Source organism: Tardisphaera saccharovorans (genome assembly GCF_046635845.1).
In the GTDB taxonomy this organism is placed as follows: Archaea; Thermoproteota; Thermoprotei_A; order Marsarchaeales; family UBA168; genus UBA168.
On sequence record NZ_JAQQXN010000001.1, the window covers coordinates 336,776 to 355,737 of the forward strand.

Consider the following 18,962-nt stretch of genomic DNA (forward strand, 5'->3'; position numbering starts at 1 on the left):
GATGGACCTTTATGACGTTTACTTGGTTGCGTTTCTGGGTCTCGTTATAGCTTGCGTTTACCTTGCGCCTTACCTTGGCGCGGGGCTTACGTTCAGGCGGTTTACGCTGCGGGCGCTTTGACGGCAACGCTCGTGGCAAGGGCGGTGGGTGCCATGATGTTCGGGCCTTTGGCCGACAAGAGGGGAAGGAAGGACCCCTGACCGCGACCCTTCTGGCCATCTACGTCCACAGGTCGCTTTCAGAGTCAAAGGTGCAAAGTAGCGCCAAGCAGAAAAAGGAGGAGTTCAAGGTAGATGCTAAGGCGCTCACACAGGTTTTCCTTCGTACGCGTGGACATGTTCATGAGTCATCTACGCTGCTCGCGTTTTATTTGCGTAGTAATGCTTTACGGCAATTCATCGCTTGCCTACTATGGCAGCTTCTCCGTAAGTTCTTCGTTCCTGGTGCTCATATTTACGAATGCCACTGCCTCCTTGCGTTCCTTGTCTTTTGCCATGCGGGTGGCATGGCGGGAGGCATAGGCATTGCTCTTTTTGCTAAGATGGGCCTTTCGTTCCTATCGTTAGGGTTCTTCTGGGCTCAAGGCTCTCGGAAAGCAGCTTGAGGTGGCGATCGGAAAAAAGCGTATAGCCGTAGATCCCGTAATCTCGTGAAAGCCGCGTCTTCCGCGCTTTTTTTGGAGTTTTCATTGCTGTGCGAGAAGCTCTCCTCAACTTCTTCAAATAGCGAAAAGGTGAGGTTACTCGCCTCTTATTTGCGGAACCTCGAGTCTGAGGATTTGGGCATAGCCGTTGACTTCTTACTCGGAAGGGCATCGCGCGTCCGCAGTTCGGAAGGAAGGGCAAACGTCGCGTTTGCGACGGTTCGCGACGCCCTATGCCAGGTTGTTACGTTCAGCGACGATCAGCTCCTTCAGCTCTACAAAGAGCACGGAGATCTTGGGGAGGTGGCCATGGAGCTCCTCTCTTCGGGACACGCCGCACCCCTCGTGAGAGGGCAGCTCACCCTGAAAAGGATAAGGGATGGTATGGATGATATCGGGTCCGCGCAGGGATCTGGGTCGGAGAAGAGAAAAGTCATGACCTTGACGGGGCTCTTGCTAGATTCCAGTCCGCTCGAGGCAAAGTACCTGATCAAGATCTTGACATCTGACATGAGGATAGGGGTAAGCGAGGGCTTCATTGCCGAGGCGGCAGCTGAGGCCTTCTCTGTTGGCAAAGAAGCTGTCAGGAAAGCGTACCTTTTGGTTAACGATATGAGCAAGGTCGCGGTGATGGCGAAAGAGGGAAGGCTTTCCGACGCGGGATTTTCGCTCTTTACGCCGATCAGACCCATGCTGGCAGAGCCCGCTTCAAGTGCCCGCCAGATAATAGATGACATGGGCAGATGCTATGTGGAGGACAAGTACGATGGCATAAGGCTCCAAGTGCACAAGAAGGGAGGGGAGGTCAGGCTGTATTCAAGGGCTATGGATGACGTGACCCGCTTTTTTCCCGAGATCGTGGAGCAGATATCTCGCCTGAACGAGGATTTTGCGCTTGACGGAGAGCTCATTTACGAGGGAGGGGGAAGGCTCAGGTTCTTTTCATTGCAGAAGCTGCTAAGGAATGAAGGGCGCAGGGAGAAGCATCCTCTCAAGTTTGTAGCGTTCGACGCACTTTACGCAAAAGGCAGGTCACTTCTTGATCTTCCTCTTGTGGAAAGAAAACGTGAGCTTTTTGCCCTGGGTTACGATAACTGCGCACCGTTCAAGGAAGTAAGCGCTCCTGAAGATGTAGAAAGGGCCTTCAAGGATTCGATCGCTAGGGGAAACGAGGGCATCGTGGCGAAGGACCCGGAATCTACTTACCAGCCCGGTGCTCGCGGAAAGAGGTGGTTCAAGCTGAAGAAAGCGTTAGATACGCTTGACGTCGTGGTAATAGGTGCGCAGTACGGCAATGGAAAGAGGAAGGGGCTACTATCGGACTACGTGTTTGCGGTCAGGCGCTCGAGGGACGATCCGACGCTTGTGCCCATAGGGAAGGCATACTCGGGATTAACCGACGAAGAGCTTCGCGACTACCATGACTTCTTCATGAGGAACAAGATAGGAGAGAAGGGAAACACCGTTTGGGTTTTGCCTAGGCTGGTGATCGAGGTGGGCTTCCAATCAATCCAGAGGAGCGCGCGCTACGAAAGCGGGTACGCGCTGAGGTTCCCGCGCATAATCTCCGTGAGGGCCGACAAAAAACTAGATGAGATCGACGACCTGCAAAGGGTGGAGGAGCTATTTAAGGCTCAGGGATAATAGCTAAGCTTCAAAGAGGAAAGCGCGCGCTCGATGATTTTGAGCTCCCCCTCGGTAAGAGACCAGCCTGATGCTTCCGCGTTTTCTTGAGCCTGTATTTCGTTCTTCGCCCCAGGTATTGGTATAACGCCCCCGTTTCTCAGGAGCCAGTTGAGGGCCACCTGCCCTACGGTCTTACCTCTTCCCCTAGCTATTTCCTCTAGAACTGGGATGAGCTTCTCCACCACAGATATATTGGAATCTGAGAACAGCTTGTTGCCCCTTCTCACGTTGTCCGATGGCCTTCTATTGGGCCCGTACTTGCCCGTAAGCGCTCCCTGTGCCAAAGGGCTCCAGGCTAGCACCGTTATGTTTTCTCTCTTGCAGTATGGAAGCACTTCTTCCTCTATTTCCCTCTGCAGCATGTTGTAACGCACTTGATTCGAAGCTATGTCAACTATCGAAAGGTGCTCCCTGGCCTCTTTGAGATCCCTAACGGCGAAGTTGCTAACGCCTATCGCCCTTATAAGTCCTTTCTTGTACAACTCTTCCATGGCCTTCATGGTTTCCCTCAAGGGGACTTGCTCCCATGGATCAGGCCAGTGAACTTGGTAAAGATCGATTTCAGATACACCCAACCTTTTCGCACTGTTTTCCGCGGCCTTTAGGAGATCGTCGTGATGAAGGTGGCCCCCGTGAACCTTGGTGGCCACAACGACGTTGTCCCTTCCTATCTGTTTTATGGCCTTGCCCACGACCTCTTCTGAGTGGCCGTCTCCGTAGGCCTCCGCCGTGTCTATCAGGTTCACGCCCAGCTCATGGGCTTTTACTAGTGCTCTTACGGCGCTTTCGTCGTTGACGTCGGAGCCCCAGAAGCTCCCGCCTGCCTGCCACGCGCCTATTCCTATGCTCGATACCTTAATTCCCGTGTTTCCTAGGTTAACGTAATCCATAATAAAAGAAAAAATAGGTTATAAGCTTTCGAAGCTCAAGTGGAGTTGTCTGCGGCCATGGCGTAAAAGACCTGAGCATCCGCAAGAAGGTCGGAGATCTTGCAGTACTCGTTGGGTTGATGAGCAGTCTCCACGGCGGTTGACCAAGCAACCGCAGGGTATCCCTTCTTTCTGAGGACGGCCGCAACCGTTCCACCTCCGATTCCCACAAAGCGAGCGTCGACGTTTCTCACCCTCTTTATGATAGACTTGAGCCTCTGAGCCACCTCGCTGTTTGGGTCGGTAGGCGGCGCGGGATCGTCGATGACCACGGGGTCAACGCTTATGTTGACCCCGTTCTCCTCGGAGGCCTCACGAGCCAACGCCATAACGTCAGCTAGAACGTCAGCCACGGGATATTTGGGAAGGATCCTGCAGTCGAAGTAACTTACGTCTTTGCCCGGAACTATGTTTATGCTCCCCACATTTGGTTCCCTCTTCGTTGGTTCAAAGGTGCAGGTGGGAGGAGCGAAGAGCGGGTCCTTCGCATCGTACTTCTTGTGAAGGACGTCATCTACCTGAAGCAAGAGCTTCATGGCTATCCTGTTAGCGTTCTTGGATGGCATGGAGCCATGCGACTGGACGCCCAGTACGGTGAACTTAAGCCACATCACGCCTTTTTCGGCTATCTCTATGTCAAGCCCATCGGGGCTGCCCGCATCCGGGACCAGGTAGAGATCGCCTGGAAGAAACGGGTACCTTTCGACCACGTACTTCAGCCCGTAAACGCTTCCTATTTCCTCATCAGCTACTAGGCCTATGGCGTAGTTGTACTTCGGATCTACGCGTTCATCTGCCAGCGCCTTCATGGCGACGAGCGATGCCACCAGGGCCTGGCCGTTATCCTCGGTTCCCCTACCATATATCTTATCGCCGTCAACAACGGCTTCGTAAGGGTTTGTTTTCCAAGCGGCCAGGTCACCCTCCGAGACGGTATCCATGTGGGAAAAAACCCATACGGTCTTTTCTTTTTTCATGTCGAGTTTTGCTATTATGTTGGGCCTTCTGTAGCCGAACTCATCCTTCGTGTCAAGCTGTTTTATCTCGGCCTGCGGGGCTATCTGGTTTATGAGAGATAGCAGGTAATCTGCTCTCTTTCCCTCCCCCTCGCCTCCTGCGGCTGGGCTTACCGACTTGAGGGGTATCATGTGCTTCATTACGTCTATTGCAAACTCCTTGTATTCAGAAAAGTCAGGCATGCGCTATTAAAACAGCGGCAAATAAAGCTTAGCAATCGAAAAGGCTTGTAGAAAACTTGGGACGCGCCCCTTACGTGCGCCTTGTTTTAACGGCTACCTCCTTTAAGCGCGTCGAAAAGAAATCCCAAAGACAGCCCGTAGAGGGGAGCGAAGAAGACCGCTGGGGTTGCCATGTAAAAGTAGTTCTCCTGCCCTCCCACGAACGCCAGAGCCGCAGACGAGATGTCCATGAGCCAAAGCGAGAGAAACACCCCCTTTTCCATGGAGCTGTTTCCCGGTATCTTGTTGTTGTAAAAGGCAAAGAACATGCTGAGTAGCGCTCCTCCTGCAAAAGAAAGCAACGCGACCATGGGCACGTCAGGTTTTTGCGTTACGATGAAGGGCATAGCGGAATACCACGTGGTCTGATAAGCGGGAAAAGACAGATAGGCAAACCACGCAAACGCGGATACCAAAATCGAGTAAATTGATCCAGATATTACGCCCGCCATGATCCCTCTTTCTATCTCGTCACGCATCCATCTAACAACCTATTGCGCTTTGAATTATAAAGTTAGCGCAGTGAAAAATGCTCTGCTAATTAAAATTGCTTAAGAACGGCCAAAAGAGCGAACTGCCTTGTCCTTTCGGACGAGGCTTCTGCCTCAATGGCCGCCGTCTACCTTTACGGGGTAAAGCCCGCACAGGCCCAAGGTAGCGATCTCCTTCTCTCGCGACGACCTGATGGACCTTCTCGGGTATTGCCCCGTGGTCTCTGAACTTTCTGCCTTCCCGAAACTTTGGGATCACGAGCCTTTTGCTAAACGAAAAAGTTCTGAGACACGATAAAGTACTGGTCTCTCTTCTTGGACTTGAAGTTGGGGTAGTCGGCGTCATGCTTGAAGAACGCCCTGAAAGCTATGTCCAACCTCCTGAGAGATTGCCGCAGGCTCTGAGAGTTGACCTCGTTCGGCCACTGGTACTGTTTCTTCATCTCTGTCAGCATCCTTAAGGTCTAAGGGGTTAGGCCCTTCTTTTTGTCGCCTTTGTGCTCCGCGTAGTACTTCGTCCTTACCTCTAGGAAATGGTTCCACGCGAACCTGCAGGCGCCGAAGCGCTTCTCCAGCAGCACCTTCTGCCTCTCACTTTGGATAGAGCTTTACCTTGGTAAACGTTATCATCGATTGTAAATAACAGGAACAACCTATAAATACATGTGTGAGGGGGCTATTTATTCCATCCCTTAAGGACTTCCGCCTCCTAAATCCCGTCAGAGTTAAAAGCAGCCCTTGGGCTTACGTGATGATGCGTCCTCACGAAATGCTCGAGATGGCGAGAGCTAGCAACGTGAAGTTGGATCCCAAAAGCGCCATGATATTTCTCAAAGGCGCTTCAGCGCACCTCGTGCTAAACGGGGATGGGTCTTACCCTCAGCCTGACCCCGAGGGAAGGTCGAGAACAGGTCTTTGGATGGACTACGTCGAACTGCTTAAGTCGATAAAGGTGACGCTTAACGGGACTCCGTTGGAAGGCCTTTGCCAGTGGGTCTACTGGGATCCCTCCTTCGCTGTATGGCTCTACGGTAACAACGGGTCGTCAGCGATGTGGTTTGAAGGCGACACCTTGAACGTTTACTTTGAGCTTAAGGGGCAGGTAGGGATCGAGCTATCCCCTTCCATGAGGTTCATGTGGCCTGAAGGGAGTAAAAAAATGAGGGTAATAGGTCCGTCTCATGGAAGAGATGGCTTGAGGTTCTACGGTGCCCTGGAAGCTGGGCAAAGCGTTGAGGTGGTGGTGTCCTCAGATTCCATGAGATTTTCTGGGTGGTCGGCCACGGGAAGCGGGCAGGGATTGCTCAAGGTTAGTGCCTCTTGGGCTGGAAGGAGAAAGGAACAAGTGCGCCTCCAGCCCGTCGCCCTTAAGACCGGATTGGAGGACGTGGATGCTGCTCTTGGCCTTTGTTCATCGCTTTTAGTGAGATCCCATACGGATTCCTCGATAGGAGGGAGCTGGCTTTCAAGCCTGCCCGTGTTCTCATGGGTGCTGGGCGCTGACGATTTATGGTGTTCCATGGCAGCTAACAGGCTTGGGCTTTATCGCTGGTCAAGAGAGGCCATTGGGCTCGTTGCAGCCTATCAAGTAAGGCAGGGGGACAGAAAGGGTCTCATGCCCAATGAGATAACGCTGGATCCTCAAATGACGCCAGATAAGCTCGAGACGGGATACGCATCTGCACTCACGACCCCTTTGTGGGTCAGTGCGTTAGAGGATTACGTGGCATGGAGCGGGGACTTCACGGTCTTAAAGGAGCATCGCGCAAACCTCGACATGGCTATGGAGTTCCTAACGAGCGAGAGGCGGTATGTCGGCGATCTATTCGCATGCGATCCCTCTTCGTTGCTGGTCGGATGGCCAGTTTCCATGTCGCTAGAAAGGGAAGGGGCATGTGTTGAGGTAAACGCTTTGGTGATAAAGGCACTAGACGATGCTGCCTCGCTTTACTCAGCGCTTGGAGACGAGCGTAGGGCTGACGAGCTTCACGTTAGGGCTAGCGAAATGGTGTCTTCCCTCTCGTCGTTTTACTCTCAGGAAGATGGTCTGCTTTGCGATCGCGTAGATAGAGAAGGAAAGAAGCACGTGGTCCTTTCTGCAATGTCGGTTGTGCCCCTTTCCTTGGGCATGTTGCCTGAGGACGTGGGAGTGGTTGTGATCAAGAGGCTTTATGGGCAAGACTTCATGACGCCTTGGGGCCTTAGGTCCATGTCTTCCAAGGATCTCAGGTACGACCCAAAGCAGTACTACATGGGAGCGGTGTGGCCGGAGCTCACGGCCCTTTACGCGCTCGGTTGCTATAGGTACGGCTTTCATCAGCTTGGATGGGAATCGCTGAATAAAGTGTTCAAGCTTTTGCTTTCAGGCGGCCCAGCTTACATCAGTGCCGCTTACTCAGGAGAGTCACCTGACCCCATTGGCCCCGCTTGGCATGTCGCCTCGTGCGCCCTAGCGCTTATGGCTTTCTTCGATGGCGTGCTGGGAGCTTCCGGCAATGGGGCAGATGTACCAAGCTTTGAGCCTCATCTTCCTGAGGAAGTAAAGGCAGTAAATCTGGAGTACGGCGATAGAAGAATAGAGGTGAGGTGATCTCGTTGCTTTATGCCTACACCGATGGGGCATCTAGGGGAAATCCAGGACCTGGAGCTGCAGCCTATCTCTTGGTTAAGGACGGAAAGGTGATCGAGAAGCGGGGCTTTTATCTTGGGTACTGCACGAATAACGAGGCAGAGTACACGGCCGTGCTGAGGGCTTTAGAAGCCGCGCGCAGGTTGGGCGAGAGCGAAGTGGTTGTTGTGTCGGATAGCAGGCTAGTAATATCTCAGCTGAATGGGCTCTGGGCGATCAGGAACCCGAGGATGGCGAAGCTCAACGAACAGGTCAAGTCACTTGTGTCCTCGTTTTCCTCGGTCACGTTTGAGAACGTCAGGAGGGATGACCCCTTTGTGACAGCGGCGGACAGCATATGCAACGAGGTTCTGGATATGGAGCAAGCCTGATTAGCCCCACCGCTTATGATTTTATGCCATACGACGAAAGGGAGCTTGTTGCGAAGTGCATGGGCATGCTTTACCAGAGGGGACTTGTAACTGCTACGGGAGGAAATGTTAGCGCGAGGAACGACGACAGGAGTTTCTACGTGACCCCCACGTCACTGCTTAAAGGGGAAATAACGGCTGAAACCGTTTCTCTGGTAGACTTTGACGGCAACGTCCTGGAGGGGCTTCATAAGCCCTCGTCTGAATGGAGGATGCACGCCTCCATATATCGCGCCTTTCCGGACGTGAGCTACGTGGTTCACGCGCACCCTACCTACGCCCTTGCCTTGGTTCGCAGGGGTCTCAAGTTCTCTCCGATCACGGAAGAGGCGAGCATACTTTTACCGGAGGGAGTCAGCGTGGTGGGAAAGATGGTGCCCGGAACGTGGGATTTCGCGGAAGCGGTCGCCTCTTCCCTGAAGGGGCATAAAGCTGTGCTCATAGAAGACCATGGAGCAGTTACAGTAGGTAAGGACTGCGTGGAGGCCTTTGCTCGCATGGACGTTCTGGAACAGAACTGCAAGATAGCGGTTCTCTGGCACCTGCTGCAAAAGCGATAACAGCCCATGGATTTTTCCTCAAAGGCACCACACCAAAAGCCTTACAAACGTCGGCCGTAATACTTTATGTATTATAAGCTCTTGAACCGGACGGGAGAAAAAATTCCCGAGATCGGCCTTGGAACGTGGGGAATTGGCGGGGCGACCTCGGCCGACCTCACGGCTGATGAGGCTTTTGTGGCTGCCATAAAGAATGCCATAGAGGCGGGGATGAAGCTTATAGACACCGCCGAGATGTATGGAGCTGGGCACACCGAAGAGCTGGTCGGGAGGGCCATAAAAGGTTACAAGAGGGATGAGGTTTTCGTCATAAGTAAGGTGTGGCACAACCACCTTAGAAGGGATGACCTGCTGGATTCCGCAAGGAAGAGCGTCCAAAGGCTTGGTACCTACATGGACCTTTTCTTGGTTCACTGGCCAAACCCCTCCGTTCCGCTTCAGGAGACCATAAGAGCCATGGAAGAGGTCGCGGAACAAGGGCTTACGCGCTATATAGGGGTGAGTAATTTCTCGGCGGAGTTGCTGGACGAGGCTCGGTCTTCCACTTCGAAGTACGAGATAGTGGCCGATGAGGTGAAGTACAGCATAACCGATAGAGCTGCGGAGAAGGATGTCCTGCCCTATTGCGAGAAGAACAGCATAGCACTGATCGCCTATACCCCAATCGAGCATGGGAAGATAAGTGAGGGGCCCATAGGGGATGCCCTTCAGAAGGTGGCAAAGAAGTACTCAAAGACGCCCGTCCAAGTCGCGCTCAACTGGCTTACGTATCACGAGCCCGTTATCGCCATACCGAAGGCTTCCAAAAAGGAACACATAATCGAGGATGCCGGTGCGTCAGATTGGCGTCTTTCTTCTGAGGACTTTGAGTTCCTCACCAGGGCGTGACGGATTTTTGCAAAACGCGTAAATCTGCCTTAGTTCATAGGGCATCTTGTTCGAGGCGTTCATGGTCATAGCGATCCTCGTGGCCGCCATAATACTGATGGCGGCGAAGGTAAGGTATGACGTGGTTGGTCTCGGAGTTATGGCCGCGCTGGTTATACTTGGCGTGATAACGCCCGCACAGGCCTTTAGCGGCTTTTCCAGTTCAGCCGTCATAGTTATAGCGGCGGCCTTCGTGATGGGAAACGCTCTCATACAGTCGGGGGCGCTTTCAAGGTTTGAGGACGTTCTCTCGGAGCTCGGGAGCCCCTTCGTGGCGATGGTTGTCATCATCCTGATGACCACGCTCGTTTCCGCTTTCGTGAGCGACGTGGCGACGGTTGCAATAATGATGCCCCTTTCAGTGAGGATTTCGAAGAGGTTTGGTGTGTCGCCCTCTAAGTTTCTCATGCCTCTCGCCTTTGCCGCCATACTGGCGGGGAGGCTTACCATCATAGGATCCTCCGTTAACCTAGTGATTTTGCAGTTCGTTTACCAGCAGACCGGTCACTACCTATCGTTCTTCTCCATAACCCCTCTGGGCATAGTGGTGGTTTCCGCCGGCCTGGCCTTTCTAGCGATATCGTGGTTTTTCCTTCCGTCGAAGGCCTTGCCCGGGGCCGTGGAAGCTGAGGGCTACCTCACGGAGCTCAGGGTAACCTCCGACTTTCCCTACCTTCATCGCAGTTTAATGGAAGTGGAAAAGAGCTTGCCTGGAAGGATACTGGGAACTTACAAGGGAGGGCGGCTCAAGCGCGGCTTCATGGCCCTTTGGGAAAGCGTGGACGTTGATGACGTCCTCATAGTTAGGGCAACGCCAGAGGAAATATCATCTTTGATGAGGACGTCGGGAATCGAGCTCGTTCCAAAGGGCGGCCAAGTTGAGGCTGGTGTGATGCAGGAGGCGGTCGTGATGCCTTCTTCTCCCCTCGCTGGGCATACCGCCGAGTCGCTTGACTTCAAGAGCGTTTACGGCATAACCATATTGGGAATAGCCAGAAGCGGCCTGCCCATATGCGAGAGGCTGTCAAAGGTCGTGGTCAAGCCCGGAGACATCTTGCTCATTCAGGGGCAAATAAACAGGCCTCTCTCGGAGGTGGGCCTAATGCCCACGGCAGGAGGAAACATAAGCCTCATGGGCAGGAGAGACGTTGCCATGGTGCTCGTTGGCTTCTTAACGGCCATAGCGCTTGCGGCCTTCACTTCAGTGCCCATAGGCGTGGACTTCGTGGTGGGCTTGCTCATAATGATCGCATCGGGGGCAGTGCCCATAAGGACGGCTTACGGATCTGTTGAGTGGCCGGTCATAGTGATGATTGGGTCGTTCTTCTCTTTGGCCCAGGCCATGCAGGCAAGCGGCGCGTCAACGCTTATCTCCAGCGTGCTCTTCATGGGACCTTTGAGGCAGCCCATAATAGCGCTGCTTGCGCTTTACCTGATAAGCATGCTTCTTGCCAACGGCGTGAACTACGTGGCGGCTGCCATGGTCATGGCACCCATAGCCATAAACCTCTCTGCGGCTATTGGGGCATCTCCGGTTCCCTTTCTAATAGACGTTATGATGGCCACTACCACGGTGTTCTTAACGCCCATAAGTCACGGTGCCAACTTGATGGTTCTGGAGCCAGGAGCTTATGACTTCAAGGACTTCTTCAGGATAGGGTTACCCCTTGCGCTCCTGCTCATGGTCGTAACGGTACTTGCTCTCCCCCTTTTCTTCCCCCTCAGTTAACCGAGCGAGCGCCTTATCACGGCCGCCTCCATTACGTGACTTGCTGCCTCGTCACTTCTTCCCTGGTTTAGGCTCATGAGGCTCATGAAAGAGAAGAGCCCGTGCTTCATTCCCGCGTAGTCCCTGGGGCCTAGGTCTATGCCCATTTGCTCTGCTTGCCTCACGTCTGCTTCGAGGTAGTCCTTAATGGAGCTACCGATCTTTACGCCGCGTATTCCATCTTCTTTTACGACGTTAAAAGAATCCCAGGAGAAGAAGTTGGCAGCGGCCTTAAGCTCCTCATCCATGGACTTGAAGTTTGCCCTTACGACCTCTAGCTCGCTGCCGCTGAGTTTTGAAAGGGCCGATAGGCCCAACAATTCCGGAGGAAAGCCTATGGTGTAAAAAGCGGCTGTAAACACTATGGCCCTTGGTAGCGTCGCCCGCCCGCTCTTCCTGCCATATCCGAAGATGCCCCTGTGCGATCTTCTGGCCCTCCTTGAGGGCATCAGGGCTGCGAGGGCGTTCACGAGGCCCGAGAGGCCCGAGATCTCCTTGACGTAGTGAGCCGTAAGCCTATCCGCTATGTCGATTACCTGTTGCTCATTATCCATAAGGGTGGCCTCGCCCACCGAGAAAGCGTTTATATCGCTTATTGCCTGCCTTACCGCTGCCTCGTCGTAGTCGTATTTGAAGGCCGATTGGATTGTAAACGTGTTCACGCCGGCGTACTCTTGGAGCACGTTCTTGTAGGTAAGCGGGCTCATGTGCCCTCTAAAGGGCAGCGACCCAACTCCCAACATGGGATAGATCGGCTTTCCCGTCCTCTTCTCGAGCTTCTTGAGAGACGATAGGGCAACCTTGCTGTAAAGGACCGCCGATATCATGCCGTGGCTCATGGCGGGATCCGATCTACCTATGAACGCCCTTGCGTACGAAACCCGTGAATGTTCCAGATACGACTGCATTATGCTGCCGGCGTTTGTCAGCCCCACCCTATCCTCAAAGAGCGGAATTACGCTTACGATCTTTGGATTCACCTCGCCTAACCACTCCTTAACGGTCAAGTCTCCCTTTATCTTTATGTCTTCCCTTCCCGCAACGGCCTCCTTGTAGTAGTTGAACGTGGCTATGAGGTCGTCGGCGCTCTGCGTGAAGGGCATTATGGCCTCAAATATCGGGGGATGCGCCTCTTTCCCGTAAAATTCGGACGAGACGTCGTAGGACATGGGGATGTGATCGAGCGTCTCCATGAGGACCTTTCTCTCCGCTTTTTCCAGCCTGGGATTGGGAAGCCTGTACGTTAAAAAGACGTCCACTCCGATCACGCGCTTTTTGAAGTAGGTAGGGTACTTTGAAAGCAGCTTCCTTACAACGTGAGCGTCCACATCCTTTCCCTCGGCGTCCCACATGACCTCCTGGCATCCGTACCTCTTGTAGGCCAGGTATGCCTCGTGGACTTCTTCTTCTCCCTCTAAGACGTCTCCCGTAGCCCAACTCGGCGTCCTGGCGTTGTCGGGGTGCTGAGTTGACATCGTGCGAGGTATCATGACTAGTGATCGTAGGTTGGATAAAAGCTAGGCCCCGGCACGAGCTAACCCTTTTAGGCGCTGTCCAAATCAACGTAAATGCCTTTTGTCGTGCGCCGCTTGCTTGCCGAAGCGGCTGAGGGATCTGCTTTTAAGGGACTTCACGCCGTGTCCCTTGCATGCGCCCAGCGCAGGTGATGCGCATGGCAAGGAGGCTTTACTTCTCCCATAACTCATGGGTTCTCGCCATAAGTTCCGCGGTCTGGAGCATAGGCGGCAGCATGGTAAACCCGTTTCAGTCGCTTTTCTACTACGCGCTGGGCTCGCCGGCGCTCTACATCGGCGTGCTTGCGGCGGTTAGCTCGGCCACCACAGCAATATCCTACGTTATAGGAGGTGCCATAGCGGACTCTTACGGAAGGAAGAAGGTGATAACGATTTTCAGCATCATCGCCGCAACCTCGTCGTTCATCTACGTGTTCGTGTTTTCATGGCCGCTCCTCTTCATTCCCATAATCGTTGGGGCGTTATCAGGCGTTTACTCTCCGGCCTTCAACGCCACCATAAACGACTCGGTGCCGCCAGAGATGAGGCCTCTCGCGTTTGCTTCATTTACGCTGATAACCACTTTGCCTTCGGTTTTCATGCCATACGTTGGTGGGTTAATGGTGCAGAGGTTCGGAACGCTTATGGGCCTGAAGGTAGGCTTCTTTTGCTCTGGAGCGTTGGGCTTGGCGGCCACGCTCTGGAGGGCCAAGAACCTCGAAGAGACGCACTCCGGGAAGCCTACTCATGGAGTGGGTATCATCTCATCATTTAAGCAGACGGTCTCCGCTTACAGGACGGCCCCCGTTGCCGCCAAGAGGCTTCTGCTCTACTCGCTGCTTGCCAGCATGGCCACGGGCCTTTCCACCGTTTACGTTTCCATATACGTCGTGAACTCCTTGAACATACCTCCCGCGTATTACGGTGTGCTCGTGGGTCTGAGCTCGCTGGTAACCATAGTCCTCGTCCTTCCGGCAGCAGGGATCGTGAGGAGGCTGGGTCTCAGGCGGGCCGCGGTGCTTTCAGCCCTTTTTTCCCCCATAAGCATGTTGACTTTTGTGTCCGCCGCTGGAATGATGGATTTGCTCGCGTGGAGCGTGACCGGAGGTATAAGCGGTGCCCTGCTATCTCCGTCAATACAGACACTGCAGGGAAACCTGACCAGAAAAGAGCAAAGGGGTAGGTGGATGGGCATGTTTGCGCTGGTTCCTCTCATGGGAACGGTTCCTTTCCAATTGCTGTCAGGCCTTCTATATACGGTTTCTCCGCTTGTCACCTTCGCCGCTTCAATACCCTTCTACGTGGCGGCTGTTTACGTTCTGTCGAAGGTGAACCCAGAAGTAACGGATGGACCAAGCGGGATTTGAACCCGCGACCTCTCGGATGCAAACCGAGCGCTCTTCCAGCTGAGCTATTGGCCCAGCTACACCGCAATTATTATCGCTGCGGCGCGTTTAAAAGCGCTTCCCTTGTACATACGTGGTAGGATTGGAGCTCAAGGACTTCTTGAAGCGCGAGCGCACCGTTCTCGTTGTGTGGGACGTTCAGAAGGGACTGGTGCAAAGGATATTTAACAGGGAGGAGTTTATGGCAAACCTCTCTACCGTTATTGAGGGTGTTCGGAAGGCCGGAATTCCCGTGATATTCACGAGAATAACGCCGCTTCCTCAAAAATACGAGTCCAAGGCCAGGCTGGCCTTTTCTGGCGGAAGGGGAGGGTTTAGCCCTTCAGATCTAGAGCTCGCTGTTGAGGTGAAAGAGGGCGATTACGTCCTGAACAAGAACTTTGCCAGCCTCTTTGTTGGAACGCCCGTGGAGGAAATGCTGAGGAACGCCGGGATCGAGACGGTACTCTTAACGGGTATCTCAACGGACGTTGGGATAATAGCGAGCGCCTGGGACGCCCTTAATCGCGGATTCTTCCCTATCGTGCTTTCTGATGCCGTCTCTTCGCCGGACAAAAAGGCACATAACGAGGCACTTGACGTGATGTCAAAGCACATGGCAGTGTCGACCTCAAGAGAGGTGCTGACCGCGCTGGAAGCGGTACGAAATGCTTATACATCTATAACAGCGTTATATCGAGAAAAATGGAGATCCAGATGAAGAAAGAAGATGGGTACGATCCGATTAACGTGCCTACCATAAGGCCTGACGAGTACGATAGCTTTGGGCTTACCCGCCAGAGGGTGTTCGGCATATATAGGAAGATGGTTCTCATAAGGACTTTTGAGAAGGAAGCGGAAGATCTTTACGTGAGCAGGGGCGTTTTGGGAGGTCTCTCCCACCTCTACCTCGGTGAGGAGGCCATAGCCCCGGCCGTCGTTGAGGTAATGAAGAAGGGAGACATGGTCCTTGGCACATATAGGGGCCATGGGCACGCCTTGGCCTTGGGCGTGGAGCCAAAAAAGGTGATGGCCGAGCTTTACGGTAAGGAAGGAGGCGTCGCGAAAGGGCTTGCTGGTTCCATGCACGTCATAATGGATCCAGACAAAGGCGCGCTTTACTCGACTGCCATAGTGGGAAGCCACATACCGATTTCGGTGGGAGTGGCGTACGCCATGAAGTACAATGGAACCGATAACATGACCATAACGTTTTTCGGAGACGGTACGACCAACATAGGAGCATTCTTCGAGGGCCTTAACATGGCCGGCTACCTGAAGGTGCCCGTCCTGTTCGTCGTTGAGAATAACCTGTACGCGGAGTACACGAGAACCTCAAAGGTCATGTCAGGCGGAAGCATTGAGAAGAGAGCGGAATCGCTCGGCATACCCACTTTGGTAGCCGATGGAAACGATCCGTTCTCCGTTTACAGGGCGGTCAAGACCGCGGAGGCCGACGTGAGGTCTGGAAAGCCAATGCTGATAGAGGCGGTCACGTACAGGATGAAGGGGCATAACCCCTATGATGAGGCGTCCTACAGGCCCAGCGATGAGGTTAAGGCATGGCTTTCCAGAGATCCCATTGATATGATGAAGAGGAGGTTACTTGACGAGGGCTACGAGGAGGACGAACTAGCTCAAGTCGAGGAATGGGCCAAGAAAGAGGTGGAAAGCGCGGAGAAGTACGCCGAGTCGGATGGCGTGCTTTCGTTCTCCGCGCTTTACGACTTGGTTTGAGGTGATGAGCATGGAGATGAACTTGGCCCAAGCCATAAGGCAAGGGCTTGAAGAGGAAATGGAGAGAAACGACAGGGTCATAATAATAGGGGAAGACGTCGCCGCCGCTGGCGGAATAATGGGGGTCACGAAGGGATTGCTTGATAAGTTCGGCTCGAAACGGGTCCTCGATAGTCCCATAAGCGAGATAGCGCTTGCGGGTTTCGGCGTTGGCGCTGCCATGATGGGGCTTAGACCAGTGGTCGAGATAATGTACATGGATTTCACGCCCTTGGCCTTGGAGCAGATCATGAACCAAGGAGCACAGATAAAGTTCGTGAGCGCGGGCAAGCTCTCCGCGCCCTTCGTGATAAGGACGCAGTACAGCCTTGGAAGGCACAACGGGCCCCAGCACTCGCAGTTCTTCCCGTCGGCCTTCGCGAACATAGTGGGCATAAACGTGGTGCTACCTTCAAGGCCGAAGGTCGCCAAGGGACTCATAAAGCAGGCGCTCAGAGACGAGAGACCAACGGTTTTCATAGAACCGTCGTATCACTATTTCGATTACACCGAAGAGGTACCGGACGGCGATTACGTTACTCCCTTTGGTAAGGCCGAGGTCGTAAGGGAGGGGAAAGACCTGACCATTGTGGCGCTGTCTAGATTGGTGCCCGAGGCGCTATCGGCAGCAGAGGACCTTGAGAAGAAGGGCATAAGCGCTGAGGTAATAGATCCCGTGACAGCGAGGCCGCTTGACGTGAAGACGATAGCTGCCAGCGTCCAAAAGACGGGAAGGCTTCTCATAGCTTCCGATGAGCACGAGAACTCAAGCGTGGCTTCTGAGATCGCGGCCGATATCTACGATCTCTGTTACGGTTCCCTCAAAAAGCCCGTGCTTAGGCTTCATCCTCCGGAGGTCCACGTGCCAACCTCACCAGCCCTTGAATCCCAGTACATGATCGACGAGGATAAGCTCTTACGCGCAGCCGAAAGCCTTATCAGGTGAAAAAAATGGCCGATGTTTTTGCGCCAAGGGTTGATCCGTCAACCGAAACCGTGAGAATACTCAAATGGAAAAAGAAGGACGGTGATCACGTAGAGGCGGGAGAAGGCATTGCCTCCGTGGAAGGCGCTAAGACCACATTCGACGTCAAGGCTCCTGCGGCCGGAACGCTGAAGATAATCGCCGCTGAGGGAAGCAGGGTAAAGGTAGGCAGCAAGATAGCCGAAGTGAGCTAGGCGAAAGATTTGAGCGTGAGGGTCCCGAAGATAAGGGAGAAGGTGCAACTCGAGGGGATAAGGCGCACCATCAGCGAGAGGCTATCCTACTCCCATAGGGAGATACCGGCCGCGTATCTCACGATGGATGTTGACATGGGCAAGGTGCTTTCCGACAGGGAGAGAAGGCAAGAAAAGCCCTCCATAAACGCCTACATCGTCAAAGCCTGTGCCAGTGCGCTCATGAATCATCCTTACGTCAACTCCACTTTTGAGGATGACACCATATCACTGGCCGCCGAGGCCAACGTTTGCATAGCTGTCGACACTCCGAGGGGGCTTTTTGCCCCGGTCATAGGGCAAGCTGAGACAAAGAGCCTTTCGCAGATCACCAAGGAGATAAACGACCTTGCCCAAAAAGCAAGGGAAGGGCAGCTCGAGCTTTACGATATGACGGGAGGTACCTTTACGGTAAGCAACCTCGGTTCCTTCGGCATCGAGTATTTCATACCAATAATTAATCCCCCTCAGACGGCCATCTTGGGGATAGGACGCATAAGGGAGAACGGACACTCCTACATCACCCTGTCTATGGACCACAGGGTCTTCGATGGGGCTGAGGGAGCAAGGTTTCTCTCAGACGTGAAAAAAGAGCTGGAGGAAAAAGCGTCCTCTTATTCCTGATCTTTCAGTCTATGGTTTCTTTATCTCCACTCGTTATGGCTTTTTGAAAGGCGGTCACGAAGTCGTCAGCGCTGACTCCGACCATGATGGGCTTTTTCGCCTCGAGAAATTCTTTCACATGTGCGGGAACCTGATCTACTGGTAACCCCTTCAGGCGAACCATGAGCTCATCTAGTACCTCTGGCGGTTCCATGAAGAAGTCGCCCGTTATCATGACTGAGTCCACACCCTGTGGGGCATAGTATACGGATACCCTTACCAATTTTCCCTCCTTTGACTTTAGCGACCCAGTTACTCTAGTGAGCACCACGCTCATCACCTCGCTTTCCCAAACTGACCTTCCTTATGAGCTCTCTTTCCTCGGGGGTTGTTGGGCAAAGGGTAAGCGATCCAAGGCTCCAATCGAGCGTGGAGTACTTCTCCTTGTATAGCTGATCGGCGATCTTTTTCTCTTCTTCGGATAGCTCGGTCCTGTACGGCTCGAAGCCCATTACCTCTTTGAAGCCCTCAATTATGGCATCTGCTATCTCCTCAAAGGAAAGGATCCTGTTGGCTATCTCAGAGAGGTTGACAACCCGCTTAGCCACGCTCCTCACCGCCTTTCCCTCGAACTTCTCTGGGGGAGGCCTCAGGACCGAGGACAGGAGGTTTAGGTCAACGTTGGCCAGAAGGGCGCCGTGGACGAAGATATATCCTTCCCCAATGGACGCCGCCAATCCCGAGACCTTGCTTTCCTTGTAGGCTATGTCGTTAAGGGGAACGTAGGAGAAGCCGGGTCCCGCTAGCCTGTTAAGGCCAGCAGCCACAGAGCTGCCTACCTTTTCGAAGTAAGCGCGCATGTCAGGGTTCTGCTCAGACCTCAGGGAAAGGGCGTAGTTCACGTTGCCCATATCGTGGTAAACCGCCCCGCCCCCTGTGAACCTCCTGACCACCCTAACGCCCTTCTCGGCGGCAAGCTTCAGGTTAACCTCAAGCTCAGGGCACTGAAACCTGCCTATGACGACCGCATTTCTGTTCCTCCAAAACCTGAGCGTTGGATCGACCAGCCCGCGTCCAACCGCTATGGGAATGGCTTCTTCCACGGCCAGGTTGTAGTAAGGGTCTTCGTACTCCGCCTCAAGAACTCTTACCTTCATGTGAAAAATCTTTTCTTTCGTTTTTAA

General features: G+C 53.6%; 21 protein-coding genes and 1 tRNA gene. 13 read left to right on the forward strand and 9 right to left on the reverse strand.

Features of this window, described 5'->3' with window-relative positions:
- The first annotated feature begins 51 nt into the window (after positions 1-51).
- Both PRZ02_RS01755 and PRZ02_RS01760 read left to right on the forward strand, forming a co-directional pair.
- Positions 52-201, forward strand: a complete 150-nt coding sequence (locus PRZ02_RS01755) for a hypothetical protein (protein WP_449464132.1) — start codon at positions 52-54, stop codon at positions 199-201.
- 449 nt (positions 202-650) lie between these two features.
- On the forward strand, positions 651-2,288 hold the full coding sequence (locus PRZ02_RS01760) for an ATP-dependent DNA ligase (protein WP_449464133.1): 1,638 nt from the start codon (positions 651-653) through the stop codon (positions 2,286-2,288).
- On the opposite strand, the gene PRZ02_RS01765 is transcribed toward PRZ02_RS01760, so the two are convergent.
- The 5 genes from PRZ02_RS01765 to PRZ02_RS01785 all read right to left on the reverse strand — a co-directional run bounded on the left by PRZ02_RS01765 (position 2,279) and on the right by PRZ02_RS01785 (position 5,569).
- A complete protein-coding gene (locus PRZ02_RS01765) occupies positions 2,279-3,220 on the reverse strand; it encodes an aldo/keto reductase (RefSeq protein WP_449464134.1) in 942 nt (313 codons plus the stop codon). The two genes, PRZ02_RS01760 and PRZ02_RS01765, sit on opposite strands and share 10 nt — an antisense overlap.
- A 35-nt stretch (positions 3,221-3,255) precedes the next feature.
- The gene (locus PRZ02_RS01770; protein WP_449464135.1) at positions 3,256-4,458 is read right to left on the reverse strand and encodes a M20 family metallo-hydrolase; all 1,203 of its coding nucleotides are present in this window, start codon (positions 4,456-4,458) and stop codon (positions 3,256-3,258) included.
- 86 nt (positions 4,459-4,544) lie between these two features.
- Positions 4,545-4,976, reverse strand: coding sequence for a hypothetical protein (locus PRZ02_RS01775; RefSeq protein ID WP_449464136.1), 432 nt, complete (start codon positions 4,974-4,976; stop codon positions 4,545-4,547).
- A gap of 281 nt (positions 4,977-5,257) precedes the next feature.
- Complete coding sequence (locus PRZ02_RS01780) at positions 5,258-5,431, reverse strand: hypothetical protein (protein ID WP_449464137.1); 174 nt, start codon at positions 5,429-5,431, stop codon at positions 5,258-5,260.
- 21 nt (positions 5,432-5,452) lie between these two features.
- On the reverse strand, positions 5,453-5,569 hold the full coding sequence (locus PRZ02_RS01785; protein WP_449464138.1) for a helix-turn-helix domain-containing protein: 117 nt from the start codon (positions 5,567-5,569) through the stop codon (positions 5,453-5,455).
- Positions 5,570-5,739: 170 nt separating this feature from the next.
- Between PRZ02_RS01785 and PRZ02_RS01790 the strand changes: the two genes are divergently transcribed.
- The 5 genes from PRZ02_RS01790 to PRZ02_RS01810 all read left to right on the forward strand — a co-directional run bounded on the left by PRZ02_RS01790 (position 5,740) and on the right by PRZ02_RS01810 (position 11,243).
- On the forward strand, positions 5,740-7,578 hold the full coding sequence (locus tag PRZ02_RS01790) for an amylo-alpha-1,6-glucosidase (protein ID WP_449464139.1): 1,839 nt from the start codon (positions 5,740-5,742) through the stop codon (positions 7,576-7,578).
- A 5-nt stretch (positions 7,579-7,583) separates the two neighbouring features.
- Entirely contained in the window at positions 7,584-7,988 is a 405-nt protein-coding gene (locus PRZ02_RS01795; RefSeq protein ID WP_449464140.1) for a ribonuclease HI family protein, read from the forward strand.
- A gap of 23 nt (positions 7,989-8,011) precedes the next feature.
- A complete protein-coding gene (locus PRZ02_RS01800; RefSeq protein WP_449464141.1) occupies positions 8,012-8,587 on the forward strand; it encodes a class II aldolase/adducin family protein in 576 nt (191 codons plus the stop codon).
- Positions 8,588-8,668: 81 nt separating this feature from the next.
- Positions 8,669-9,475 (forward strand): aldo/keto reductase, encoded by an 807-nt coding sequence (locus PRZ02_RS01805; protein ID WP_449464426.1) that lies wholly within the window; start codon positions 8,669-8,671, stop codon positions 9,473-9,475.
- Between the two features lie 46 nt (positions 9,476-9,521).
- A complete protein-coding gene (locus PRZ02_RS01810; RefSeq protein WP_449464142.1) occupies positions 9,522-11,243 on the forward strand; it encodes an SLC13 family permease in 1,722 nt (573 codons plus the stop codon).
- Here the strand turns inward: PRZ02_RS01810 and ppcA are convergent.
- Complete coding sequence (gene ppcA, locus PRZ02_RS01815; protein ID WP_449464143.1) at positions 11,240-12,772, reverse strand: phosphoenolpyruvate carboxylase; 1,533 nt, start codon at positions 12,770-12,772, stop codon at positions 11,240-11,242. The genes PRZ02_RS01810 and ppcA overlap by 4 nt on opposite strands.
- Positions 12,773-12,954: 182 nt before the next feature.
- Between ppcA and PRZ02_RS01820 the strand changes: the two genes are divergently transcribed.
- On the forward strand, positions 12,955-14,163 hold the full coding sequence (locus tag PRZ02_RS01820; protein ID WP_449464144.1) for an MFS transporter: 1,209 nt from the start codon (positions 12,955-12,957) through the stop codon (positions 14,161-14,163).
- Here the strand turns inward: PRZ02_RS01820 and PRZ02_RS01825 are convergent.
- Positions 14,145-14,217: transfer RNA gene (locus PRZ02_RS01825), tRNA-Ala, on the reverse strand. The two genes, PRZ02_RS01820 and PRZ02_RS01825, sit on opposite strands and share 19 nt — an antisense overlap.
- A gap of 58 nt (positions 14,218-14,275) precedes the next feature.
- Between PRZ02_RS01825 and PRZ02_RS01830 the strand changes: the two genes are divergently transcribed.
- Genes PRZ02_RS01830 through PRZ02_RS01850 form a run of 5 tightly spaced genes read left to right on the forward strand, consistent with a single transcriptional unit; the run spans position 14,276 to position 17,799 of the window.
- Positions 14,276-14,902: an isochorismatase family cysteine hydrolase gene (locus PRZ02_RS01830; protein WP_449464145.1), complete on the forward strand. Its 627-nt coding sequence runs from the start codon at positions 14,276-14,278 to the stop codon at positions 14,900-14,902.
- Positions 14,887-15,918 (forward strand): thiamine pyrophosphate-dependent dehydrogenase E1 component subunit alpha, encoded by a 1,032-nt coding sequence (locus PRZ02_RS01835; RefSeq protein ID WP_449464146.1) that lies wholly within the window; start codon positions 14,887-14,889, stop codon positions 15,916-15,918. The genes PRZ02_RS01830 and PRZ02_RS01835 overlap by 16 nt, the downstream gene beginning before the upstream one ends.
- A gap of 10 nt (positions 15,919-15,928) precedes the next feature.
- Positions 15,929-16,903 carry an alpha-ketoacid dehydrogenase subunit beta gene (locus PRZ02_RS01840; RefSeq protein WP_449464147.1) on the forward strand — a complete coding sequence of 325 codons (975 nt, stop codon included), beginning with the start codon at positions 15,929-15,931 and terminating at the stop codon, positions 16,901-16,903.
- 5 nt (positions 16,904-16,908) lie between these two features.
- Positions 16,909-17,136 carry a lipoyl domain-containing protein gene (locus PRZ02_RS01845; protein ID WP_449464148.1) on the forward strand — a complete coding sequence of 76 codons (228 nt, stop codon included), beginning with the start codon at positions 16,909-16,911 and terminating at the stop codon, positions 17,134-17,136.
- A gap of 15 nt (positions 17,137-17,151) precedes the next feature.
- Positions 17,152-17,799, forward strand: coding sequence for a dihydrolipoamide acetyltransferase family protein (locus tag PRZ02_RS01850; protein WP_449464427.1), 648 nt, complete (start codon positions 17,152-17,154; stop codon positions 17,797-17,799).
- A gap of 4 nt (positions 17,800-17,803) precedes the next feature.
- Here PRZ02_RS01850 and PRZ02_RS01855 read toward each other — a convergent pair whose 3' ends face one another.
- On the reverse strand, positions 17,804-18,115 hold the full coding sequence (locus PRZ02_RS01855) for a hypothetical protein (RefSeq protein WP_449464149.1): 312 nt from the start codon (positions 18,113-18,115) through the stop codon (positions 17,804-17,806).
- Positions 18,096-18,935 (reverse strand): lipoate--protein ligase family protein, encoded by an 840-nt coding sequence (locus PRZ02_RS01860; RefSeq protein WP_449464150.1) that lies wholly within the window; start codon positions 18,933-18,935, stop codon positions 18,096-18,098. The genes PRZ02_RS01855 and PRZ02_RS01860 overlap by 20 nt, the downstream gene beginning before the upstream one ends.
- Positions 18,936-18,962: the final 27 nt, after the last annotated feature.

Bases quoted from the DNA above. Each gene is read 5' to 3' on its own strand.
- PRZ02_RS01780 (WP_449464137.1), bottom strand. From the start codon at position 5,431: ATGAAGAAACAGTACCAGTGGCCGAACGAGGTCAACTCTCAGAGCCTG.
- PRZ02_RS01840 (WP_449464147.1), top strand. From the start codon at position 15,929: ATGGAGATGAACTTGGCCCAAGCCATAAGGCAAGGGCTTGAAGAGGAA.
- PRZ02_RS01835 (WP_449464146.1), top strand. From the start codon at position 14,887: ATGGAGATCCAGATGAAGAAAGAAGATGGGTACGATCCGATTAACGTG.
- PRZ02_RS01790 (WP_449464139.1), top strand. From the start codon at position 5,740: ATGATGCGTCCTCACGAAATGCTCGAGATGGCGAGAGCTAGCAACGTG.
- ppcA (WP_449464143.1), bottom strand. From the start codon at position 12,772: ATGATACCTCGCACGATGTCAACTCAGCACCCCGACAACGCCAGGACG.
- PRZ02_RS01820 (WP_449464144.1), top strand. From the start codon at position 12,955: ATGGCAAGGAGGCTTTACTTCTCCCATAACTCATGGGTTCTCGCCATA.
- PRZ02_RS01860 (WP_449464150.1), bottom strand. From the start codon at position 18,935: ATGAAGGTAAGAGTTCTTGAGGCGGAGTACGAAGACCCTTACTACAAC.
- PRZ02_RS01800 (WP_449464141.1), top strand. From the start codon at position 8,012: ATGCCATACGACGAAAGGGAGCTTGTTGCGAAGTGCATGGGCATGCTT.
- PRZ02_RS01855 (WP_449464149.1), bottom strand. From the start codon at position 18,115: ATGAGCGTGGTGCTCACTAGAGTAACTGGGTCGCTAAAGTCAAAGGAG.
- PRZ02_RS01775 (WP_449464136.1), bottom strand. From the start codon at position 4,976: ATGCGTGACGAGATAGAAAGAGGGATCATGGCGGGCGTAATATCTGGA.
- PRZ02_RS01845 (WP_449464148.1), top strand. From the start codon at position 16,909: ATGGCCGATGTTTTTGCGCCAAGGGTTGATCCGTCAACCGAAACCGTG.
- PRZ02_RS01770 (WP_449464135.1), bottom strand. From the start codon at position 4,458: ATGCCTGACTTTTCTGAATACAAGGAGTTTGCAATAGACGTAATGAAG.
- PRZ02_RS01765 (WP_449464134.1), bottom strand. From the start codon at position 3,220: ATGGATTACGTTAACCTAGGAAACACGGGAATTAAGGTATCGAGCATA.